A 20704-nucleotide genomic window follows, 5' to 3' on the forward strand; every position below is an offset into this window, starting at 1 on the left:
ACTAAGGCAGAACTGGATGGCCGCATCGGAGAAGGTCTCCGGTCGTCCGCGTTTGCCGCATCGCTCGGCGAACCAGGTCATGTCGCGGTCAAACCAGACCAGCAGAGAGCCGCGCTTTCGAAGTGATGCGTTATAGTTGGACCAGTTCGTTGTTCGATAGCGGGAAGAGGCAGGCTTCGGCATGCCGCCGATCTAACCTACGGGATTCGCAAAGTGAATCCTCTACGGCCTTTGTGCAACAACGCCTGCTGCAACGGGAAGTGTCCCGCACTGCAACGCGAAATGTCCCGCTACACAGGGGCAGCAGAGGCAAGCGTTCCGCGATCAAACCGCCAAAGATGTGAAAAAGATTTACATGAGGGCTTGAAAGCATCCGGACGGCTTCCGATATGCATTCATGTGAAAGGGATTTACATTCACCCGCAACCTGGAGGACCCCGATGACGAGTTTCACCCCGACCGCCCCTGCCACCCCGGTACAGGGCTGGTTTTCCCGCAGCGAAGCCTGGCTGGACAGCAAAGGCAAAGGCGCCTGGATTGCCGCCATGGTTCTGGGTTTCGTGTTTTTCTGGCCGGTTGGCCTGGCCCTTCTCTTCTACATGATCTGGAGCAAACGCATGTTCAGCAAATCCTCCTGCCGCCACCGCAAGTCCTGGTCGCGCCATGGCTTTTCGGCGATGAAACCCTCGGGCAACAGCGCCTTTGATGCCTATAAAGCCGATACTCTGCACCGCCTGGAGCAGGAACAGCATGACTTTGATGCCTTCCTGCAGCGCCTGCGCGAAGCCAAGGACAAGGCAGAGTTTGACGAGTTCATGGATGAACGTGCCCGCACCGCGTCCAGTGAAGACATGGAGGACGACGGAGAAGATCAGCGCGACCCCAAGCGCCACTGATCCTGCATCCTCCAGCTGCCCCGCCCAACCATCCGGGCGGGGCTTTCCCATACTCTTTGCTGCAAAGGACATTGCTTCATGACCGCCCTGCCCGATCCCGATTACCAGGCAGAATTCTATGCGTCCGTTCCCACCAAGCGCCTGATCGCCTGGATGATCGACAGCCTGCTGATCTTCGCTCTCAGCGCCGGCACGGTGGTGCTGACCGCCTTTACCGGCCTGTTCATCTGGCCGCTTCTGTATCTGGCAGTTGGCTTTGCCTACCGAACCGTGACCATCGCAAACAGATCCGCCACCTGGGGCATGCGATTTGCCGGGATCGAACTACGGGACAGCGCGGGACAGCGGATGGACAGCGGCATGGCCGCCCTGCACACCGCCGGTTACACCCTGTCGCTGGCACTGCCGGTGCTGCAGGTGATCTCTGTGATCCTGATGCTCACCTCATCGCGCGGCCAGGGCCTGACGGACCATTTCCTGGGCACGGTGATGCTGAACCGGCGTGTTTAAGGAAACCTGCAAACCACCGCTAAACCATTTTCCACAAGACCGCTTGGCGCATTGGAACCGCGTTGCTATCATCCTTGGAACCGCAGGCGATCCGTTCCGCCTGCTCCGCGAAATTGCTGACGGGTTCTGATGCGCCATACTCTTCCCATTGCCCCGCAGTTCTATGTGACTGCGCCGCAACCCTGCCCCTATCTGGAGGGCCGGATGGAGCGGAAGCTGTTTACCGCGCTGCAGGGCGACGGGGTCGACCAGCTGAACAATAGCCTCAGCCAGCAAGGATTCCGCCGCTCGCAGAATGTGCTGTACCGCCCGTCCTGCTCGGACTGTTCTGCCTGCCTGTCGGCACGGATTGACGTGGCGGCTTTCAGCCCCAGCCGCAGCCAGAAACGCACCCTGAAACGCAACGCGCATCTGGAACGGCGGGCGACTTCGCCCTGGGCGACCGAGGATCAGTTCGCCCTGTTTCGCAAATACCTGGACAGCCGCCACGCCGATGGCGGCATGGCCGACATGGACGTCTTTGAATATGCCGCGATGATCGAGGAAACACCCGTGCGCAGCCGGGTGGTGGAATATGCGGTGCCCGGCAGCAGTGAGCTGACGGCGGTGTCGCTGACCGATGTGCTGGAGGACGGCCTCAGCATGGTCTATTCCTTCTACGCCCCGGATCGCCCCCAGGACTCGCTCGGCACCTTCATGATCCTGGATCATATCAAGATCGCACAGGAAGCCGGGCTGCCCTATGTCTACCTCGGCTATTGGGTACCGGGCAGCCAGAAAATGGGCTACAAGGCCAAATTCTCCGGTCTGGAAATCTATTACCAGAGCGCATGGAAGAAGATGGCCGACCCCGCGCAATTCGAAACCGCCGGCCACCCGCTGTCGACAGATCCGATTGCCGAACAGGTTGCCAATATCCAGCTGCCCGAACAGCCGATTCACAAAAAACGCTGATGCAATTCCTTCATGCCGTGTCACTGGTGGTGCCGGACTATGACGCTGCCATCGCCTTTTACTGCGGTCAGCTGGGCTGGCAGCTGGCAGAAGACGTGGATCAGGGCCGTAAACGCTGGGTGCGGATCCTGCCGCCCGGTGCTGAACAGGGCAGCCTGATCCTGGCCCGCGCTGATGGGCCCGTGCAAAAGGCCGTCATTGGCGATCAGTTCGGCGGCCGCGTCGGCTTGTTTCTGGCCACAGACGATTTCGCCCGCGATCATGCGAAAATGCTGGCCACCGGCGTGACCTTCGAGGAAGAACCGAGGCATGAACCCTATGGCACGGTTGCGATCTGGCGCGATCCCTTCGGCAACCGCTGGGATCTGATCCAGTTCACCTGAAGCCCGCGCCAATATCTTTCATCTTTCCACAAATACTCCGGGGTGAATGCGCCAACGGCGCAGAGGGGCAGCGCCCCTGCCCGCTCAGGACATGCAAAAGGGGCCCGCTTCGGGCCCCTTTATCCGTTTCATACCTATGAAACTGCACCAGTCAGTTCGGGATCAACGCCGGCACGATGGTCACAATCGACGGGAATGCCCACAGGATGGCAATGCCCACCACCTGGATCAGCACAAAGGGCACAATCCCGCGGTAAATATGGGCTGTCGTCACTTCCTTCGGCGCAACCCCGCGCAGATAGAACAGCGCAAAACCAAAGGGCGGTGTCAGGAACGACGTCTGCAGGTTCACCGCCACCATGATCGTCACCCATTTCGGATCAAACGATCCGCCGTAGATCACCGGCCCGACGATCGGGATCACGATGTAGATGATCTCCAGGAAGTCCAGCACAAAGCCCAGGAAGAACAAGACCAGCATCACGATCAGGAAGACCGTCATCTCATTGTCAAAGCTCTTCAGGAACTGCTGAATATAGTGCTCACCGCCAAAGGAGATCACCACCAGATTGAGCAGCTGCGAGCCGATCAGGATCGTGAAGACCATAGAGGTCACCTTGGCGGTTTCCCGCACCACCGGCGTCAGCACACCGGAGCGGAACAGCACCCAGCAGCCATAAAGCAGCCCGAACAGCGCATAGAGATAGGCGCCATAGGCAGCAAAAAACGCAATCCAGCTTTCCACGCTGACCCCGCCCTGGTTCACACGCAGGTCAAAATTCATGCCGATCAGGATACTGATCATCACGGCAAAGGTGGACCAGATGATGATCTTGCCTGATTTGCCTTCATCCTGCAGCTTACGGTAGGCCGCCAGCATGATGGCACCGCCTGCCCCCAGCGCTGCAGCTGGTGTCGGGTTGGTGATGCCGCCCAGAATCGAGCCCAGCACCGCAACGATCAGCACCAGCGGTGGGAACACCACCCGTATCAGATCGTTCCTGGCGCAGCGGGCCGCAGCCTCGCGGCAGCCATAAAGCGCCAGCAGAAGCGGCAGCGCAATCCACAGCACTGTCACCCCGGCAGAGGTCGTCGGCGCAACGGCCACCAGATCCACCAGCGCAATCAGCAGAATGCCAATAGCGCCCAGAACCAGCGGCTTGGTATCGCGCGAAGGCGCCACACCGCGGCCAAAGGCCAGCACCAAAGCCAGTAGAACCATGATCACAGAGATACCGGTGCCAATCGGGGCAGCGGCAGCGATCTTGGCCACGCGGGCTGCTGCAATTTCCTCTTCGCTCAGTCTTGCCGACAGCGTCACACCGCCTGCTGCATCAATCGCGTCCTGTTCTGCAACTGCAGCGTCCCAGGCCTCCTGGCCGTGCAGGTCGATCATCGCAGCCTTGCATTCAGCGCCCACATTGGTGCGCAAGGACGCGGTTTCACCGGCATCCGAGAAGGTGGAAACGGTGATGTTCTGGCTGCCGATCACATTGAAGCTCGACAGCAGGATCGCACCGCCCACCAGCGCCGCCGGAACGCCCAGGAACCAAATCAGGCCTTCATTGCGGGTGATCACCTCGCCGGTGCCGCCCTCCAGCGCAACCGCTGGCGCCTTATCAGGGTTCAGCAGCGCATAGCCAAAGGCATAAAGCGCATAGAGCAGTGCCAGCATGATGCCTGGCAGCAGCGCCGCCTGGAACAATGTACCAACCGAAACAACCGCCGGTTCACCCAGAAAGGTCAGCGCATCAGAGCAGCCTGCCTCCATCGCCCGGGTTTCCTGCGCGGTGGAGTAAAGGTCGCCCGCCAGTGTCCCCAGAAGAACGATGACGATAGACGGCGGGATGATCTGGCCCAGCGTTCCGCTCGCCGCAATCACGCCGGTCGCCAGCTCTGGCGAATAATTGTTACGCAGCATGGTCGGCAGGGCCAGCAGACCCATGGTCACCACGGTTGCGCCGACGATACCGGTGGAGGCTGCCAGGAAGGCGCCCACAACCACAATCGACACCGCAAGACCACCCGGCAGCGGGCCGAAAACACGCGCCATTGTGGTCAGCAGGTCATTGGCGATCTTGGAACGCTCCAGGGTGATCCCCATCAGAACAAACATCAACACCGCCAGCAGAGTCTCGATCGAGGCCCCCGCCAGCACCCGCTCATTCATCCGGTTGACGATAAAGGAAATGTTGCGGTCCAGCGCGACTTCCCATCCCTGCACAAACACAGGTTCTGCCAGTCTAGGCAGATCCGGGTAGCGGAAAACGGAGACCTTATCCGGCCGGACCCCAGAGTTCACCAGATCGCGGTAGGCCTGCGACGAGGTGTCGATGGCCTGATGGATCAGGATGCCGGAGCTGTCCAGTGCCGCGATAATCCCGAAGGAGATGATCCCGGCACCGCCGATGGCGAAAGCCACCGGAAAGCCAGAGAGGATGCCCCCGAAGAGGCAGAAGAATACGATGAGCAGGCCGATCTCGACGCCATCAAGTCCAAATAGCATATTTCCGACGTCCCTTAATGCGTGCCCTCAAAGGCTTCTTCACCCTCTCCAAGACTGTCCTTGTCGAGGTATTTGTTTTCACTGCCCTGGCCTTCGACGAACTCGAGAAACGAGCGGTAGAAGAACGCAATGGCGTGCAGGAACACGAGGCCCGCAAACAGCACCAGCAGGATCTTGAACAGGAAATAGGCGTTGAACCCGTTTGGGCTGAAGCCGATGGTCTCCACGTTCCAGCGCAGGGCGCGGGATTTCATCACCAAACGGTCCAGGCTGTCCGATGCCGAAGGTTTCGGCACAATCAGATGCCGCCACAGGAAGAACCAGCCGTACATCCAGGTCAGCACCGCCGCAGGCATCATGAACAGCAGAGAACCAAGCATGTCCACCACCTTCTTGGCGCGAAAGCTGATGCCGGAGTAGATCAGGTCAACGCGCACATGGCCGCCCTGCACAAAGGTGTATGTCACACAAAGACAGACCACCAAGGCATTGTAAAACTTCAGCTCTTCGGCGAACCAGCTGATGTCCTGCGAAAACGGAATGCCAAAACCAAAGCTGATGTCAGGCCGCGCGAACACCCGTTGCATAAAAACGATGATGATCTGCTGCAGCACCATCAGAAGCCCTGCCCAGGCAAAGAAGCGTCCAACGGTGTTGGCCAGCCCTTCGAGGCCCCGCACCATGCCCCACATGAAACTGCGGGCGTAGATACCGATAGCGGTCAGCACCAGAAAAGCGGTGAAGACGACAAAGAAGAACTCGACCGAGCCGCCGTAGTAGACAAAGCGCATAACCGAGGCATTGTCAGACCAGTCGAGCCAGAGCTGCGGATGGGTGATGGCATAGCCGAAATTGTAAAAGGCGCCGGCGAGGTTCTGGACCAGCCAGAGCACTCCGCCCGCTACGGCGCCGAAGAAGGTGAGACCACTCTCTTCCTGCATGTTTCCCCCGGGGGTCTTTGCTGCGGCGGGTCAGGCGCGCGGCCTTCCGGCCGGCCTTTGGCCCCGCGTCACGCAACTGGAAAAGGATCCCCCACCCTGCGGCGGAGGATCCGGTTGATACCGGTCAGGCAGATTAGCCCAGGACGCGGTCGCGCTGAGTGCGATAGGCGCCTTCGGACTTGGTGATCCAGCCCGAGGACGCCTTCATCGATGCTTCGACGCTGTTGCGGATTTTCGCGAACAGTTCGTCGCCCATGAACTCGTCCAGGGTTTCCTTGGTCGCAGAGCCAAAGGCATCCCAGACGCTGTCGGGGAATTCCAGTGTCTTCACACCGCCGGACTGCAGGCGCTGCAGCGCTGCACCGTTGTTGTTCATGAACTGGGCCAGGCTCCACTGATGACCGGCACCGGCTGCGGTTTCGATGATCTTCTGATGCGCCGGCGACAGGCTGTCAAAGACGTCGCGGTTGGTGGCAACCGACAGTGCCGCGCCCGGCTCATGGAAGCCCGCAGTGTAGTAGGTCTTGGTGATTTCCTGGAAGCCAGCCTTTTCGTCCGCCCAGGGGCCGATCCACTCAGTGCCGTCGATCGCACCGGAGGACAGCGCCTGATACACTTCAGCGCCCGGGATGTTCTGCACGGATGCGCCCAGTTTGCCAAGTGCCTTGCCGCCCAGACCCGGCATCCGGAACTTCAGACCGTTGAAGTCCTCGGGACCATTGATTTCCTTGTTGAACCAGCCGCCCGCCTGCGGGCCGGTGTTGCCGCCGATAAAGGACTTCAGACCAAAGATCTGGCCCAGTTCATCATGCAGCGCGTGGCCTTCGCCGTGATAGTACCAGTTCACCAGTTCCTGCGGCGTCATGCCAAAAGGAACAGCGGTGAAATAGGCATAGCCCGGGTGCTGGCTGACGAAGTAATAATCCGCAGCGTGGTACATGTCTGCCTGGCCGGCAGTCACGGCGTCGAACACTTCAAACGCGCCAACCAGCTCGCCTGCGGCTTTCAGGTCGATGGTCAGGCTGCCATCGGACATGGTGGTGATGGTGTCAGCGACAAACTGTGCGGAGTCATGCACGCCCGCCAGACCGCGGCCCCAGGTGGTAACCATGGTCAGGGTGCGTTTGCCCTGGGCATAGGCCGGTGCTGCCAGGGTCGTGGCTGCAGCTGCGGACCCGCCCAGCGCGGATGTTTTCAAGAAAGAACGGCGATCCATTTATTATTCCTCCCATTATCATTTCGGATTGCCCCAGGTCCCCCCAAGGCGGATCGGTTCGAGTGCGGCCAGCCTAGCGGTGATGAACTTTATGTGAATACCTACTACTGCGTAGAAGAGGACGTTTTTACCTGCTTTCCCGGCAAATGTTCCCCATTTTCGCCACGAACGCAGTTTCCGTTACTCTTTCCCAAGTTGCAACAATTCACCGCCCGCCTGATTCTGCTGGGCGGGCTGACTACGATTCGCTAGAAGCATCAGACCTATTGTGGGGCTTTGCCGATGCGCCTGTTCCAGATCCTTCTGCGCCCCAACTATGCGCAGAAACTCTCGCTGCTGATGACCCTGCCGCTGATCGTGGCCGGCACAGCGATTGCTGTTCTGGTCGGATATCAGTCGCGTGCGCTGGCAGAGCGGGAAATACAGGCACTGGAAATGCAGCTCTTGGAAGCCAAGAAGGCTGAGCTGCGAAACTATGTGACCCAAGCGCGAAACGGATTTGCCCATATTTATGGCCTCGCGGCCCCCGATGATGCCGCCGCCAAAGAGCAGGTGACGCAGATCCTCAGTGCGATGATCTATGGCAAGGACGGGTTTTTCTTTGTCTATGACTATGCCGGCACCAATCTGGTGAGCCCGCGACAGACCGAGTACATCAACCGCAACTGGGCGGGGCTGCGGGACAGTGAAAATGTGCCGGTGGTCGATGAGTTTATCCGGCTCGCCCGCGACGGCGCGGGATGGCACAGTTTCACCTGGGAAAAGCCCTCGACCGGCGAAGAGGCGCAAATGATCGCCTATGTGCTCGGCCTGCAGGACTGGCAATGGGCAATTGGAACGGGTGTTTTCATCGACGACGTGCTGGCCTCGGTTGCTGCGTCACGCGCCGAAGTGGAGGCACGGGTGCAGCAAACATTCCTTTACATCGGCGGCATTACTTTGGTGTCGCTGGTGCTGGTCTTTGCCTCTGGCATGTTCCTGAATATCCGCGAACGGCGGCTGGCTGACGCCAAGCTGAAAGAGCTGACCCAGCGGGTGTTTGACGCCCAGGAGGAAGAGCGCGGCAGGGTGGCCCGCGAACTGCATGACGGTATCAGCCAGCTTCTGGTCGGGGTGCGCTATGCGCTGGACAACACCCGCCGCCGCCTGTCGCGCGGCGATGGCGACGGCGCGACGGCCCCTTTGGAAAAAGGCACCGAAAGCCTGCTGACGGCCATCACAGAAGTGCGCCGGATCAGCCGCGACCTGCGCCCGGGGGTGCTGGACGATCTTGGCCTGGGTCCGGCGCTGAAGGCGCTGACCGATGATTTTGCCGCCCGGACCGGTATCAAGACCGAGTTCTCTACCGTGGTCTTCCGCAACCGTCTGGACCAGGATGCCAAGATTGCGCTCTACCGTATCGCCCAGGAGGCGCTGACCAATATAGAGCGCCATGCAGATGCAACCAAGGTCAGCATCGATCTGCGCGGCCACACCCGCGGCGCCACCATGCGGATCACCGATAACGGCCGTGGCCTGCCGCCACGGGATGCTCGCACCGGGCCGGGGATGGGGCAAGGGATCGGGTTGCGCAATATGCAGGAGCGGATCGAGCAGCTTGACGGAACCTTGCGCATTCTGTCATCACGGGGCACCCAGAGCGGCACCGTGATCGAGGCCAGCCTGCCGCTGAGCCACCTGCTGCCGCCTGGTGAGGATGGCAAGCCTGCGACATAGCCGTGCGCAGGCAGAGGCTGCGGCGTCTTCGGATTGATCGACAATGGGCGTTGGGGGGATGATGGCGGATCCGGTAAAAGTTCTGATTGTGGATGACCACCCGATGGTGGCCGAAGGCATCCAGTCGATCCTGGAAAGCTATGGCGATATTGCGGTGGTCGGCTCGTTGACCGACGGGCGCGAGGCGGTGAATCAGATCGGCACGCTGCGCCCTGACGTGGTGCTGATGGATCTGAACATGCCCAGGCTCGGCGGTCTCAGCGCCACCGAAATCATCCTGGAGCAGCACCCCGGCACCCGCATTCTGATCCTGTCGATGCATGACAGCGCCGAATACATCTCCTCTGCGCTCAGCCATGGTGCCATGGGCTATGTGCTGAAAGATGTGCCAACGGACGAAATCAAACAGGCGATCGACGCGGTGATGCAGGGCAAGACCTACCTGTGCACCGGTGCCGCGGGCTCGCTGGAACCCAAGGATGGCAACAGCCGCGAGGCGCTGACCGGGCGCGAGCAAACCATTCTGCTGGAACTGGCACAGGGAAAGTCAAACAAGGAAGTCGCCCAGGCGCTTGATATATCGGTCAGAACAGTTGAGACGCACCGCAAGAACATCAAACGCAAGCTGGGCATTTCCTCCACTGCGGGCCTGACCCGCTATGCGCTGGAACATGGCGTGCTGCAGGGGACCGGCGCCACTTTCTGACCAGCCCCCGGAATTTTCTTTGCGATTGGCGGCGCCTGCCCTAGCCTTGCATGTCAAGGAGCTGCGCCATGATCACAGAAAAACCCCCGATCCCGCCAGAGACCCAGGCCAAATGGCAGCGGGTTGTCGATCTGGTGGCTGAGCTGACGGATGTGCCTGCTGCACTGATCATGGCAACGGTGGATCTGGATCACCGGGTGAAGGTCTCCAATACCGCAGACAACAATCCCTTTTACCCTGGCCGCAAATACCATCTGAACGAAAAGCTTTATTGCTTCGGCGTGTTCGAAAACGACGGCGAGTTGCTGGTCGAGGACGCCCAATGCGACCCGCGCTGGCAGGACAATGAGGACATGGAACACGCCATGTCCTTCTACATCGGCTACCCGATCAAATGGCCGGATGGTGAGGTCTATGGCACCATCTGCGTGCTGGACACCCGGCGCAATAAACGCGCGCTGATGTTCCGCAAGGGATTGCAGGAGTTCTGCCGGGTGGTCGAGGGCGATCTGGCTCTGCTTCTGGAAGTAGCCCAGCGCAAACAGACACAGGCCGAACTGCGCGAAACCGTGCGCGCCCGCGAAGACACCATCAAACGCCGCACCAAGGCGCTGGAAGAGGCAAATACAGCCTTGCGGGTGCTGATCGACAACATCGAGGCCTCGCGCCACGAGAGCGAGCAGCAGATTGTGCAGCAAATCAAGGGCATGGTGCTGCCCTATGTGGCCAAGCTGCGCCATCTGGATGCGGACCGGGATTTGCAGAGCGCCTATCTGTTGATGATCGAGGACAACCTCAAGAACATCACCTCGACCCTGTCGTCCAAGCTGGCGGAAACACTGGAGCAGCTGACCCCCGCTGAGACAGAGATCATGCAGCTGATCATGATGGGGCGCACAACCAAGGAAATCGCAGCCACTCTGGGCCGCGAGACCAGCACCATCGACTTTCACCGCAACAACATCCGCCAGAAACTGGGGCTGAGCCGGCGCGAGAACCTGCGCCAGCATCTGATTGCCCTCAGCTCGGCAGAATAGCCCCTACTTGAGGCTGCTGAGCAGCGACTGCGACGGATCTCCGGTTGCCGGCAGGCCGCGGCTGGACTGATAGGCGCTGATCGCAGCGCGGCTTTTGGGCCCCAGTACCCCATCGGCACCGCCGGTATCAAAACCACGCGCAGTCAGGCGTTTCTGCAGCAGGATCCGGTCATCCTTGGTCAGCCCGTATTTATCCGGCGGGAAGCTGGCGCGCAGAGGGCCGCCGCCGGCAATGCGATCCGCCAGATGGCCCACCCCGATCGCATAGGAATCCGAGTTGTTGTATCGCTTGATCACGTTGAAGTTGCTGGTGACAGAGAACACAGGCCCGCCCGCCTGAGGCTGCAGGCTGCGTCCGGAGGGGGTGCCGGGCGCCCCGGCTTCGCCACCCCATTTCACACCGCGGGTCCAACCGTTGCGCTGCAGATAGGCCGCGGTGGAGGCCAGCGCATCCGTCGGATCTTCGGACCAGATATCGCGGCGGCCATCGCCGGTGAAATCCACCGCAAACGCCTGATAGGAGGTCGGAATAAACTGCGTATGTCCCATGGCGCCCGCCCAGCTTCCGGTCATGCGCGCAGGCGTGATGTCACCGTTCTGCAGGATTTTCAGTGCCGCCAGCAGTTGTTTTTCAAAAAACGCGCCGCGCCGCCCGTCATATGCCAGCGTCGATGTGGCCGAGATCACGGGCACATTGCCGCGCCGCTCGCCATAAAAACTCTCCAGCCCCCAGACCGCGCAGATGATTTCCGCATCGACGCCATAGGTGCGCTCCAACGTGCGCAGGGTGCTCTGATGGCGTGCAAAGGCAGCACGGCCCTTGGCAAGACGCTCATCCGATACGGCGATGGACAGGTAGTCCTCCAGCGTGCGCTTGAATTCGGTCTGGTTGCGGTCGCGTTTGACAACACCCGGCAAATATCCGGCCCCGCGGAAAGCAGCGCGCAGAGTGGACTGGGAAATTCCACGGCCCTCTGCGCGGGTGCGGAAAGACGCGACCCAGGCATCATAAGCTGCATTCGACACAGGCCGCAGGTCCGCAGGCAGGCCGGTTGTACCGCTGGGGCCGCTGCCCGCCGGCACTGTGCTGCTGCAGGCGCTCAGCCCCAGGGCTGCGAGGCCTAAACCGAAATGACGCCGTGTGATGTTCATATTGCTGCCCGCTCTGCTGTTTAGATGTGCTGCCCGGATTTGGCCGGATCGATTGACAACAGGCTGCCAGAAACCGAAGAGAGCGCCAAGGCCCGGAATTCCGCCGCAGCAAAGACCCGCCGTTGCAACCCAAAGTCGTATTATGGGGCATCCCCCCATATTCCCCCCACAATCTTCCGGGGAACCCCTTGGTGCCGTTGATGCCTAGCCTGTTTGCACCGCTGCGCCACTGCAGCGGCCAGAACACATCAGGGAGACGCAAGCAATGGATAAACAAAAGAAGGACCTGGAACCGGCCCGGCTGGACGGGCGCAAGGACGATCTGGCACCGGGTCTGTCCCGGCGCAGTTTCTTTGCAGCAGCAGGTGCCGCAGGTGTCGGAACCGCGGCCAGTTTGCTGGGCAGTTCCAGCGCACAGGCTCAATCCACCGACTGGCTGCAGCCAGGCAACAACAACCATGTGATTGACCTGCAAAACATGTCCGCCTTTGCAGATGGCGAAGTGAAGATCGATTTCTACGGCCATTGCGCCATCAAGATTACTTCGCCCGGCGGCGCCTCAATCCTGTTCGACCCCTGGCGGGACGATCCCTCGGGCGCCTGGGGCTTGTGGTACAAGCAGAAGTTCCCGGAAACATTGGTCGACATCACCATGTCCACGCATACCCATTTCGACCATGACGCCATCGACCGGCCGCAATCGACCATGGTTCTGGACCGGATGGTGGGCAATTTCGAGTTTGCGGACCTCAAGATCACCGGCTTTGCCGATAAACATGCCTGCGTCGCGCCGGGCTGGTATCCTTGGACCAATGCACTGGCTGAATTCGGTGTTGAAGCCTGCCCACCCAACAATCCGGGCCATATGGATATGGTCACATATGTGGTGGAAACCGGCGGCATCCGCACCCTGATCTGGGGCGACAACCGGCCAGACCCGGCGGACGGGTTCTGGGATGCAATCGGGCGCATTGACGTTCTGACCCTGCCGGTGGACGGTTCCGAACATATCCTTTCGTATAGCCAAGCCAATGCTTTGGTAGAGCGCATCAATCCGAAAGTTGTGATCCCTACACACTATTTATCTGAAACCACGACTTATACGCTGTCGACCCTGCAGCCCGCAGATGATTGGGTGAAGGCACAGAAGAGCTTCAAAATGCTGGATGGCGCGTCGCTCTCGCTTGCGTCCGCCGATGTTCAAGGCATGGATAAAGAGTTCCTGTACTTCGGGCACAACGCGCTGACAACGTAGCCCCGCAGCCCCCGCCGGGCTGTGCCCAATACTTAGGGCGTCCTAGTTTGGACGCCCAATTTTTTTGGTCAATCCCGCAGCGCGTCGGCGCGCAGGCCTTCGCGCTCATAGTGACGCGGCAGAACACGGCCATACAGCTGTTTCGTGCGCTCTACCCCGCCGCACATGCCCTCAGTGTCGACGAAGGAAAAGATGCCGACATAGCGTTTGCGCGAACCTTCAACCGGGGCCACCCGGTGCAAGGAGTAGCGGCCGCGGAAGATCTGCAGGTCGCCCGGCTGCAACGCCAGCCTGCGCACCAGAGGCGAGCCGCCCGCCAGCACCCGCGCCACGCCGTCGTAGTTTTCGTCTGTGGAGGTGCGCAGCATGGGCGCATATTCAAACTCGCCACCCGCCTCGCCATTCTGGATCGCCAGCGTCACCGTGTAGTTGTTGGTGTCAAAATGCCAGGGAAAGCCGTCGCCCCCCTCCACCATATTGATAATCACATCCGCCAGCGGATCGTCATACCGGAAGAAACGGTCTTTCTGTTCTCCCAATGCCTCGCGGATGAAGGGCATGAAACCGGAAAATTCGTAAATTCTCCGCAACGGGCTGGCGGCACCAAAATTGTCAGCCGGGATAAACGCATTGGAACGGTTGTAAAACTGGCGCACCGGGTGGCCTTCCGGCAGCGCCGGATCATCCTTGGAGAAATAGGCATTGGTGCGGCTGAACGACTTATGCCCCTGGTCCGCCACGGTCTCTGCCTCTGCCGCCAGTTTCGCGATGCCGTCTGTATGCACAAACCCCTTCAGCACTGCGCAGCCGTCAGCTGCCAATTCGCTTTGCAGATCCGCCATCATCTGCGCATAGGCGGGAGAGCCCGGTCTGTCGATCGGGTAACGCCCAAGGTCCACCAGTTCCGCAAGTTCAGTCATTTTCATGTCCTTCCCGGTTGCCTCTTTTCAGATCAGCATGCCCGCAGCGGGAGAGCAGATCTGGTGCAATTCGGACATGAAGGTGCCGGTTTTGAACGATTCCACCCCGCACCCAGGCGCCAAATTCGCGGAAATTTCGAAACACCCCAGGGCTGAGCAAGAAAATGTCGCCAAACAGGGCTTTTTCGACAGTTTTCCCTGTTGACGCTCCTGTCCAGCCCTCATAATGTCCGCTGCAACGCAAAAGGAGCCAGTGACGTGAACGCACTAGTCGTAATCGTAGGAACCAAGCGCATGGGCCGGTGACGGTAGACCATAATCGAACCCATGCGCCTCCGAATAAGATCGGGGGCTTTTTTTATGCGTAACGCACGATGCCGCCAATTGGAGCAAAAAGCAGATGACACGTGAAATGACCGGCGCAAAAATGGTTGTCCAAGCCCTGAAGGATCAGGGTGTGGAGGTAGTCTTCGGATATCCAGGCGGCGCCGTGCTGCCGATTTATGACGAGATCTTTCTGCAAAATGACATCCGCCATGTCCTGGTGCGCCACGAACAGGGCGCGGTGCATGCGGCTGAAGGCTATGCCCGCTCTACCGGCAAGCCCGGCGTTGTACTGGTGACTTCCGGCCCCGGTGCCACCAATGCCGTGACCGGCCTGACCGATGCGCTGCTGGATTCGATCCCGCTGGTGGTTCTGACCGGCCAGGTTCCGACCTTCATGATCGGCTCGGATGCGTTTCAGGAGGCTGATACCGTTGGCATCACCCGCCCCTGCACCAAACACAACTGGCTTGTCAAAGAGACTGACGCCCTGGCAAGCACCCTGCATGAAGCCTTTCATGTCGCCACATCCGGCCGCCCTGGCCCGGTGCTGATCGACATCCCCAAAGATGTGCAGTTTGCAACCGGCAGCTACAACGGCCCGAAACCGGCCGCCTCGCATTACCAGCCGCAGGTCAAGGGCGATATGGAGGAGATCACCGAACTGGTCGCCGCCATCGAGGCCGCCGAGCGTCCGGTGTTCTACACCGGCGGTGGCGTGATCAACTCCGGCAATGCCGCCAGCCAGCTGCTGCGCGAACTGGTGGATGCCACCGGCATCCCTGTCACCTCGACCCTGATGGGTCTGGGCGCATATCCCGCGTCTGGCAAGAACTGGATCGGCATGCTGGGCATGCATGGCCTTTACGAGGCCAACCTGGCGATGCACGGCTGCGATTTGATGATCAACATCGGCGCCCGTTTTGATGACCGGATCACCGGCCGTCTGGACGCCTTCAGCCCGCATTCGAAGAAAGCCCATATCGACATCGACCCTTCCTCGATCAACAAGGTGATCCCGGTCGACATTCCAATCGTCGGCGACGTGGCTCATGTTCTGGAGGACCTGCTGAATGTCTGGAAAGCCCGCGGTCGCAAGGTGAACCGCGAGGCGCTGACCAAATGGCACAAGCAGATCGACGAGTGGCGCGCCGTCAACTGCCTGTCGTTTGAAAACTCGGAACAGACCATCAAGCCGCAATACGCGCTGCAGCGTCTGGAAGAGCTGACCAAGGGCCACGACCGCTATATCACCACTGAGGTTGGCCAACACCAGATGTGGGCGGCCCAGTATCTGGGTTTTGAGGACCCCAACCGCTGGATGACCTCCGGCGGACTGGGCACAATGGGTTACGGCTTCCCGGCGTCGATCGGTGCTCAGATGGCGCACCCGGATGCGCTGGTGATCAACGTCGCAGGTGAAGCGTCCTGGCTGATGAACATGCAGGAGATGGGTACCGCGGTGCAGTACCGCCTGCCGGTGAAGCAGTTCATCCTCAACAACGAACGCCTGGGCATGGTGCGCCAGTGGCAGGAACTGCTGCACGGCGAACGCTATAGCCACTCCTGGTCCGAAGCACTGCCTGATTTCGTCAAGCTCGCCGAAGCCTTCGGCGCCAAGGGCATTTGCATCAGCGACCCCAAGGATCTGGATGACGCGATCATGGAAATGATCGAATATGATGGGCCGGTGATCTTTGACTGCCTGGTCGAGAAGCATGAAAACTGCTTCCCGATGATCCCGTCAGGCAAGGCGCACAACGAGATGCTGCTGGGAGAGGCCGAAACGCAGGGCGTCATCCAGGCCGGCGGCGCCGTGCTGGTGTAAGCCGGAGCAGCAACAGGATACTGCAGGGCGGACCCGCCCTGCCCCGATTTCAGGAAAGGGACTTTAATGTCTGCCCTACACATCAAAAAAGGCTCCACCCGCCACTCTGCCTACAACCTGCGCCCGACCTTTTCGGACGTTCAGGAACGACATACCATCGCAGTTCTGGTGGAAAACGAACCCGGCGTCCTGGCCCGCGTGATCGGGTTGTTTTCAGGTCGCGGCTACAACATTGAAAGCCTGACCGTGGCCGAAGTCGACCACACCGGCCACCTCAGCCGTATCACCATCGTGACCACCGGCACCCCGCAGGTGATCGAACAGATCAAGACACAGCTGGGCCGCATTGTTTCGGTCCGTGATGTGCACGACCTGACAGTCGAAGGCACAGCCGTGGAGCGCGAGCTGGCGATAATGAAAGTCGCCGGCGACGGTGAAAAACGGGTCGAGGCGCTGCGGCTGGCAGACATCTTTCGCGCCAACGTAGTTGACAGCACCCTGAACAGTTTTGTGTTTGAAATCACCGGCGCACCGGAAAAGATCGATGCCTTTGCAGATCTGATGCGCCCTCTGGGCCTGGTAGAAATAGCCCGCACTGGGGTTGCTGCCCTGTTGCGCGGTAACTGACCCCCGGAACCGGCCCTGCAGGGCCGGTTCTACACTTGAACGACCTGCAGCGGCGCGACAGCGCGCTGTTTCTCAACGGCCTGCAGCGGGAAGGGAACAATCTTCCGCTCCTGGCCGTTGTTTGCCGTCTCCTCCCCGCAGCACGCCGCAGCGTACAAGCGGTCCGCAAGGCCCGGGCTGCCTTGCTCCATGACAATTGCGAGATTTTCCGCAGTTCGCACATTGCCACTCAGGGTTAAGTCGAACTCAACCCAGTCTCCCGGGCTCAATCCCTGAAAATCAGCACCAGTCTTGTTTGCGTAAAAAGCAAGGTCCCCCTGGTCATCGCACCAGATCACGGCTTTGGTCAGGGGGGCGTCACTCCATAAAATGACTCCAATCATACCATTCCTCATTTTGCCGCCTTCCAATTCTGAAGCAATTACGATGGCGCCAACATGACAAAAAACGGGTCGGACTATTGCATTTTGTGTCAGCTTGACTAGCCTTCTGACGTGAATTAGCGACAGCCATGACGCAGAAAGGCTTCACATGTTGGCTGACTGATGCTGCAGACTGGCATAAGTCACCGGAAAAAGGGGTAATATCTGCGTAAAAGCCGACCTGCCAGGATACCGAATGACCAATCAGAACCGCTCTCCTGCCGATCTTAGGAACATGTTTGGCGCCAATCTGCGTCAATTGTCGCGGCAATATCCGTCGATCTCGGAACTGTCGCGCCAACTGGGTGTCAACCGCACCCAATTCAACCGCTACCTGTCAGGAGAGAGTTTTCCGCGCCCGGATGTTCTTGACCGCATCTGCCGGTTCTTTGACGTCGACGCGCGTATTCTTCTGGAACCCGCGGATACGCTTTCCACGGCTGGCAAAGTGCTAAATGGCCCCTTTCTCGCTGATTTCCTGGGCCATGGTGTGCAGAAATTGACGGAAGAATTTTTCCCTTCGGGGTTTTACCGCTTCACCCGCCGCAGTTTCATTAACGAAGACAAGTTTGTTATTGGCCTCGTCTATGTGTTCCGCGCCGCGGATGTCACCTATATCAAGGGGTTTGAAGCCAGGGAGGCCATGCTCAGCCAGGGTCTCCCCGCCAGTCCCGACGCCCGCGAATTCCGCGGCTATGTCAGCAGCCACGAAGACGGCGTTGCCTTTGTCATCGCCCGCAGAAAAGCCATGACCTACTCCTTCAATTACCTGGCGCGGGTTGCCTCGCTGGAGAACAACTTCTGGTCAGGATATGTCGCCCGCACCGTACGCGAAAACGGTGCCGGAGAACGGGTAACACGGATGGTCTATGAACATCTGGGTCGTGACACGGGCACTGTGCTGGCAGCTGCCCGCAGTGCGGGCTTTGCCGATGAAGCCGACCTCTTGCCGTTCCACCGGCGCCTTTTGAACACAGAGCACCCCTTTCTCTGACGCTAACTAGCGTCAATTAGCCGGTAGATGTGCCAGGTGGCGTGACCCAGTAACGGCAGCACCAGGAACAATCCCAAGAACCACGGCAGCAGCGCTGCAAAGGTCAGAGCCGCGATCATGCCGGCCCATATCATCATCACCGTGAAATTCTGCTGCACGTACTGAAAACTGGAGATCATTGCGGTGACAAAGTCCACCTCTCGGTCCAGCAGCAGCGGCAGAGAGATCACGGTGATCATGTACAGCAGCAGTGCAAAAAGCGCGCCCACCACAGTTCCGGCCGCCAGCATGGCCAGCCCGTTGGCTGTCAGCAGGACTTCTGCAGAAGTGGAGATATTGGTCATCGTGGAATGCCCGAGAAACAAGGCAAAGATCATATGGCCCAGAAAGAACCAGAACAGAAACACCACAACGATGATGGCACAGATTGACGGCAGCTGGCGGCGGCTTTGCTGCAGCACCACGCCCAGAATGCGGCCGACCGCAATGCCTCTGCCCTGTTCCAGCCGGTGCGACACTTCGTAAAGACCCACCGCGGCAAAGGGACCGATCAGCGGAAACCCAATGGCTGCCAGCACCAGCCAGTACGTGGTGCCGGTGCGCACGGTGATCCAGGCCATTGCCCAGCCTGCCAGCACATAGACCGCAGCAAAAAAGAGCCCATACAGCGGCTTTCTCCGGAAGTCGCCCCAGCCCAGGCGCAGCGCCTCAAACAGCATCTGCGTCGTAACCGGCTGCAGCGGCGGCACACCAAAAGGCTTTTCAGCTGTCATCTTGTCACGTCTCTCCAATGGCAAGCCCGTTTTACCGTCGGGTTTGAGATGGTCCTGCACCTTTCCCGAAAGCAGCATCAATAATGCTTCAATTGAGCCTAGTCGCGAAAACGGGTTTTTAAAATGCTTTGCAGATACATGAATTGGCTGCCAACCAGCTGCGACGGTGGCTTACAAAGCAAAAGGCAGCCTCTCCTGGCTGCCTTTTGCTTGGTCATGAATGGACAGAGGTCCCGGCCTGCCGCAATGTCGCAGCTGCGGAGTTATTCCTCGGCCTGGGCGTCGGCGCGGCTCTTGCCGGAGACGTTCATCGCCAGGGTCGCCCCCATGAACCCGTCCAGGTCGCCGTCCAGCACACCCTTTGTGTCAGAGGTCTCGTGGCTGGTGCGCAGGTCCTTCACCATCTGGTAGGGTTGCAGCACGTAGGACCGGATCTGGTTGCCCCAGCCGGCATCGCCCTTGGATTCATGCGCCGCGTTGATTTCTGCGTTGCGACGGTCCAGCTCCTGCTGGTACAGGCGCGACTTCAGCGCCTTCATGGCGATATCGCGGTTCTGGTGCTGCGATTTCTCGGATGAAGTCACCACAATGCCGGTCGGGATGTGGGTGATCCGCACAGCCGAGTCGGTGGTGTTCACGTGCTGTCCACCCGCGCCTGAGGAACGGTAGGTGTCGACACGGATATCGGACGGGTTCACATCGATCTCGATATTGTCGTCGACCACCGGATAAACCCAGACAGAACTGAAGGATGTGTGCCGCTTGGCCGCCGAATCATAGGGCGAGATTCGCACCAGCCGGTGCACACCGCTTTCGGACTTCAGCCAGCCATAAGCGTTGTGGCCGGAAATTTTGTAGGCAGCGGATTTGATGCCCGCCTCGTCGCCTGCGCTTTCGGACTGAAGTTCAACCTTGTAGCCCTTTCTCTCGGCCCAGCGCACGTACATCCGCGCCAGCATCGAAGCCCAGTCGCAGCTCTCGGTGCCGCCGGCGCCTGCGTTGATTTCCAGGAAGGTATCATTGGCGTCTGCCTCGCCGTCCAGCAGGGCTTCCAGCTCCTTCTCGGCGGCCTTGGCCTTCAGTGCCGCCAACGCCTCTTCGGCATCCTTGACGACATCGGCGTCCTCTTCCATCTCGCCCAGTTCGATCAGCTCGATATTGTCGGAAAGGTCCTGTTTGATGCCTTTATAGGTATCAATCGCATCGACCAGCCCCTGGCGTTCGCGCATCAGTTTCTGGGCGGCCTCGGGATCGTCCCAAAGGTTCGGGTCCTCCACACGCGCGTTGAACTCCTCCAGCCGGTATTCGGCGGTTTCCCAGTTCAAACGCTGGGCCAGCAGCTCCAGCGATTTTTCGATGTCTGCCACGATGGTCTGGGTTTCCGCGCGCATGGGAGGTCCTTGCAATCTGAGATCAGGCTTGCGTGATAAACCACCCTTGCGCCGCGGGCAAGCAGCCAGGCGGTGCAAGTCGCGCCGCAGGAAGTGCTGGAACGGCGTCTAAAATACAATGCAAGTTCTGCCCAGAAGAACACGTTTTTTTAA

At 59.7% G+C, this 20704-nt stretch carries 20 protein-coding genes; 11 read left to right on the forward strand and 9 right to left on the reverse strand.

Annotated features, from left to right (window positions below; all coding sequences use genetic code 11):
- A partial coding sequence (locus tag ACP151_RS00005; RefSeq protein ID WP_424976771.1) for a transposase occupies positions 1-183 on the reverse strand: 183 nt, incomplete at its 3' end.
- A gap of 257 nt (positions 184-440) precedes the next feature.
- On the opposite strand from ACP151_RS00005, the gene ACP151_RS00010 reads away from it, so the two are divergent.
- The 4 genes from ACP151_RS00010 to ACP151_RS00025 all read left to right on the forward strand — a co-directional run bounded on the left by ACP151_RS00010 (position 441) and on the right by ACP151_RS00025 (position 2743).
- On the forward strand, positions 441-896 hold the full coding sequence (locus tag ACP151_RS00010; protein WP_424976772.1) for a DUF2852 domain-containing protein: 456 nt from the start codon (positions 441-443) through the stop codon (positions 894-896).
- A gap of 78 nt (positions 897-974) precedes the next feature.
- Positions 975-1406, forward strand: coding sequence for an RDD family protein (locus ACP151_RS00015; RefSeq protein WP_424976773.1), 432 nt, complete (start codon positions 975-977; stop codon positions 1404-1406).
- Positions 1407-1535: 129 nt separating this feature from the next.
- Positions 1536-2360 (forward strand): arginyltransferase, encoded by an 825-nt coding sequence (locus tag ACP151_RS00020; RefSeq protein WP_424976774.1) that lies wholly within the window; start codon positions 1536-1538, stop codon positions 2358-2360.
- Positions 2360-2743 carry a VOC family protein gene (locus ACP151_RS00025; protein WP_424976776.1) on the forward strand — a complete coding sequence of 128 codons (384 nt, stop codon included), beginning with the start codon at positions 2360-2362 and terminating at the stop codon, positions 2741-2743. Before ACP151_RS00020 ends, ACP151_RS00025 begins: the two co-directional genes overlap by 1 nt.
- A gap of 151 nt (positions 2744-2894) precedes the next feature.
- Here the strand turns inward: ACP151_RS00025 and ACP151_RS00030 are convergent, their stop codons facing one another.
- From ACP151_RS00030 to ACP151_RS00040, 3 genes are all read right to left on the reverse strand, one after another.
- Positions 2895-5249, reverse strand: a complete 2355-nt coding sequence (locus tag ACP151_RS00030; protein WP_424976777.1) for a TRAP transporter large permease — start codon at positions 5247-5249, stop codon at positions 2895-2897.
- A gap of 14 nt (positions 5250-5263) precedes the next feature.
- Positions 5264-6190: a TRAP transporter small permease subunit gene (locus tag ACP151_RS00035; RefSeq protein ID WP_424976778.1), complete on the reverse strand. Its 927-nt coding sequence runs from the start codon at positions 6188-6190 to the stop codon at positions 5264-5266.
- A gap of 133 nt (positions 6191-6323) precedes the next feature.
- Positions 6324-7406: a TRAP transporter substrate-binding protein gene (locus ACP151_RS00040; RefSeq protein ID WP_424976779.1), complete on the reverse strand. Its 1083-nt coding sequence runs from the start codon at positions 7404-7406 to the stop codon at positions 6324-6326.
- Between the two features lie 282 nt (positions 7407-7688).
- Between ACP151_RS00040 and ACP151_RS00045 the strand changes: the two genes are divergently transcribed.
- From ACP151_RS00045 to ACP151_RS00055, 3 genes are all read left to right on the forward strand, one after another.
- Positions 7689-9122, forward strand: a complete 1434-nt coding sequence (locus ACP151_RS00045; RefSeq protein WP_424976780.1) for a cache domain-containing protein — start codon at positions 7689-7691, stop codon at positions 9120-9122.
- Between the two features lie 61 nt (positions 9123-9183).
- On the forward strand, positions 9184-9828 hold the full coding sequence (locus ACP151_RS00050) for a response regulator transcription factor (RefSeq protein ID WP_424976781.1): 645 nt from the start codon (positions 9184-9186) through the stop codon (positions 9826-9828).
- A 68-nt stretch (positions 9829-9896) separates the two neighbouring features.
- On the forward strand, positions 9897-10865 hold the full coding sequence (locus ACP151_RS00055) for a LuxR C-terminal-related transcriptional regulator (RefSeq protein WP_424976782.1): 969 nt from the start codon (positions 9897-9899) through the stop codon (positions 10863-10865).
- A 3-nt stretch (positions 10866-10868) separates the two neighbouring features.
- On the opposite strand, the gene ACP151_RS00060 is transcribed toward ACP151_RS00055, so the two are convergent.
- On the reverse strand, positions 10869-12017 hold the full coding sequence (locus ACP151_RS00060) for a lytic murein transglycosylase (RefSeq protein WP_424976783.1): 1149 nt from the start codon (positions 12015-12017) through the stop codon (positions 10869-10871).
- 265 nt (positions 12018-12282) lie between these two features.
- Here ACP151_RS00060 and ACP151_RS00065 point away from each other — a divergent pair, with 265 nt between their 5' ends.
- The gene (locus ACP151_RS00065; protein ID WP_424976784.1) at positions 12283-13272 is read left to right on the forward strand and encodes an MBL fold metallo-hydrolase; all 990 of its coding nucleotides are present in this window, start codon (positions 12283-12285) and stop codon (positions 13270-13272) included.
- Positions 13273-13340: 68 nt separating this feature from the next.
- Here the strand turns inward: ACP151_RS00065 and ACP151_RS00070 are convergent, their stop codons facing one another.
- Positions 13341-14192: a HalD/BesD family halogenase gene (locus ACP151_RS00070; RefSeq protein ID WP_424976785.1), complete on the reverse strand. Its 852-nt coding sequence runs from the start codon at positions 14190-14192 to the stop codon at positions 13341-13343.
- A gap of 400 nt (positions 14193-14592) precedes the next feature.
- On the opposite strand from ACP151_RS00070, the gene ACP151_RS00075 reads away from it, so the two are divergent.
- Positions 14593-16344: an acetolactate synthase 3 large subunit gene (locus ACP151_RS00075; protein ID WP_424976786.1), complete on the forward strand. Its 1752-nt coding sequence runs from the start codon at positions 14593-14595 to the stop codon at positions 16342-16344.
- Positions 16345-16410: 66 nt separating this feature from the next.
- A complete protein-coding gene (gene ilvN, locus ACP151_RS00080; protein WP_424976788.1) occupies positions 16411-16971 on the forward strand; it encodes an acetolactate synthase small subunit in 561 nt (186 codons plus the stop codon).
- Between the two features lie 29 nt (positions 16972-17000).
- Here the strand turns inward: ilvN and ACP151_RS00085 are convergent, their stop codons facing one another.
- On the reverse strand, positions 17001-17354 hold the full coding sequence (locus ACP151_RS00085) for a hypothetical protein (protein WP_424976789.1): 354 nt from the start codon (positions 17352-17354) through the stop codon (positions 17001-17003).
- A gap of 235 nt (positions 17355-17589) precedes the next feature.
- Between ACP151_RS00085 and ACP151_RS00090 the strand changes: the two genes are divergently transcribed.
- Positions 17590-18387: a helix-turn-helix domain-containing protein gene (locus ACP151_RS00090; protein ID WP_424976790.1), complete on the forward strand. Its 798-nt coding sequence runs from the start codon at positions 17590-17592 to the stop codon at positions 18385-18387.
- Positions 18388-18389: 2 nt separating this feature from the next.
- Here the strand turns inward: ACP151_RS00090 and ACP151_RS00095 are convergent, their stop codons facing one another.
- The gene (locus ACP151_RS00095; protein ID WP_424976791.1) at positions 18390-19160 is read right to left on the reverse strand and encodes a DUF2189 domain-containing protein; all 771 of its coding nucleotides are present in this window, start codon (positions 19158-19160) and stop codon (positions 18390-18392) included.
- A gap of 263 nt (positions 19161-19423) precedes the next feature.
- Positions 19424-20551, reverse strand: a complete 1128-nt coding sequence (prfB, locus tag ACP151_RS00100) for a peptide chain release factor 2 (protein WP_424976792.1) — start codon at positions 20549-20551, stop codon at positions 19424-19426.
- Between the last annotated feature and the right edge of the window lie 153 nt (positions 20552-20704).

Origin of the sequence: Leisingera sp. S232, from assembly GCF_049800895.1 — a bacterium.
Taxonomy (GTDB): domain Bacteria; phylum Pseudomonadota; class Alphaproteobacteria; order Rhodobacterales; family Rhodobacteraceae; genus Leisingera.

Bases quoted from the DNA above. Each gene is read 5' to 3' on its own strand.
- ACP151_RS00010 (WP_424976772.1), top strand. From the start codon at position 441: ATGACGAGTTTCACCCCGACCGCCCCTGCCACCCCGGTACAGGGCTGG.
- ACP151_RS00015 (WP_424976773.1), top strand. From the start codon at position 975: ATGACCGCCCTGCCCGATCCCGATTACCAGGCAGAATTCTATGCGTCC.
- ACP151_RS00020 (WP_424976774.1), top strand. From the start codon at position 1,536: ATGCGCCATACTCTTCCCATTGCCCCGCAGTTCTATGTGACTGCGCCG.
- ACP151_RS00025 (WP_424976776.1), top strand. From the start codon at position 2,360: ATGCAATTCCTTCATGCCGTGTCACTGGTGGTGCCGGACTATGACGCT.
- ACP151_RS00030 (WP_424976777.1), bottom strand. From the start codon at position 5,249: ATGCTATTTGGACTTGATGGCGTCGAGATCGGCCTGCTCATCGTATTC.
- ACP151_RS00035 (WP_424976778.1), bottom strand. From the start codon at position 6,190: ATGCAGGAAGAGAGTGGTCTCACCTTCTTCGGCGCCGTAGCGGGCGGA.
- ACP151_RS00040 (WP_424976779.1), bottom strand. From the start codon at position 7,406: ATGGATCGCCGTTCTTTCTTGAAAACATCCGCGCTGGGCGGGTCCGCA.
- ACP151_RS00045 (WP_424976780.1), top strand. From the start codon at position 7,689: ATGCGCCTGTTCCAGATCCTTCTGCGCCCCAACTATGCGCAGAAACTC.
- ACP151_RS00050 (WP_424976781.1), top strand. From the start codon at position 9,184: ATGGCGGATCCGGTAAAAGTTCTGATTGTGGATGACCACCCGATGGTG.
- ACP151_RS00055 (WP_424976782.1), top strand. From the start codon at position 9,897: ATGATCACAGAAAAACCCCCGATCCCGCCAGAGACCCAGGCCAAATGG.
- ACP151_RS00060 (WP_424976783.1), bottom strand. From the start codon at position 12,017: ATGAACATCACACGGCGTCATTTCGGTTTAGGCCTCGCAGCCCTGGGG.
- ACP151_RS00065 (WP_424976784.1), top strand. From the start codon at position 12,283: ATGGATAAACAAAAGAAGGACCTGGAACCGGCCCGGCTGGACGGGCGC.
- ACP151_RS00070 (WP_424976785.1), bottom strand. From the start codon at position 14,192: ATGACTGAACTTGCGGAACTGGTGGACCTTGGGCGTTACCCGATCGAC.
- ACP151_RS00075 (WP_424976786.1), top strand. From the start codon at position 14,593: ATGACACGTGAAATGACCGGCGCAAAAATGGTTGTCCAAGCCCTGAAG.
- ilvN (WP_424976788.1), top strand. From the start codon at position 16,411: ATGTCTGCCCTACACATCAAAAAAGGCTCCACCCGCCACTCTGCCTAC.
- ACP151_RS00085 (WP_424976789.1), bottom strand. From the start codon at position 17,354: ATGATTGGAGTCATTTTATGGAGTGACGCCCCCCTGACCAAAGCCGTG.
- ACP151_RS00090 (WP_424976790.1), top strand. From the start codon at position 17,590: ATGACCAATCAGAACCGCTCTCCTGCCGATCTTAGGAACATGTTTGGC.
- ACP151_RS00095 (WP_424976791.1), bottom strand. From the start codon at position 19,160: ATGACAGCTGAAAAGCCTTTTGGTGTGCCGCCGCTGCAGCCGGTTACG.
- prfB (WP_424976792.1), bottom strand. From the start codon at position 20,551: ATGCGCGCGGAAACCCAGACCATCGTGGCAGACATCGAAAAATCGCTG.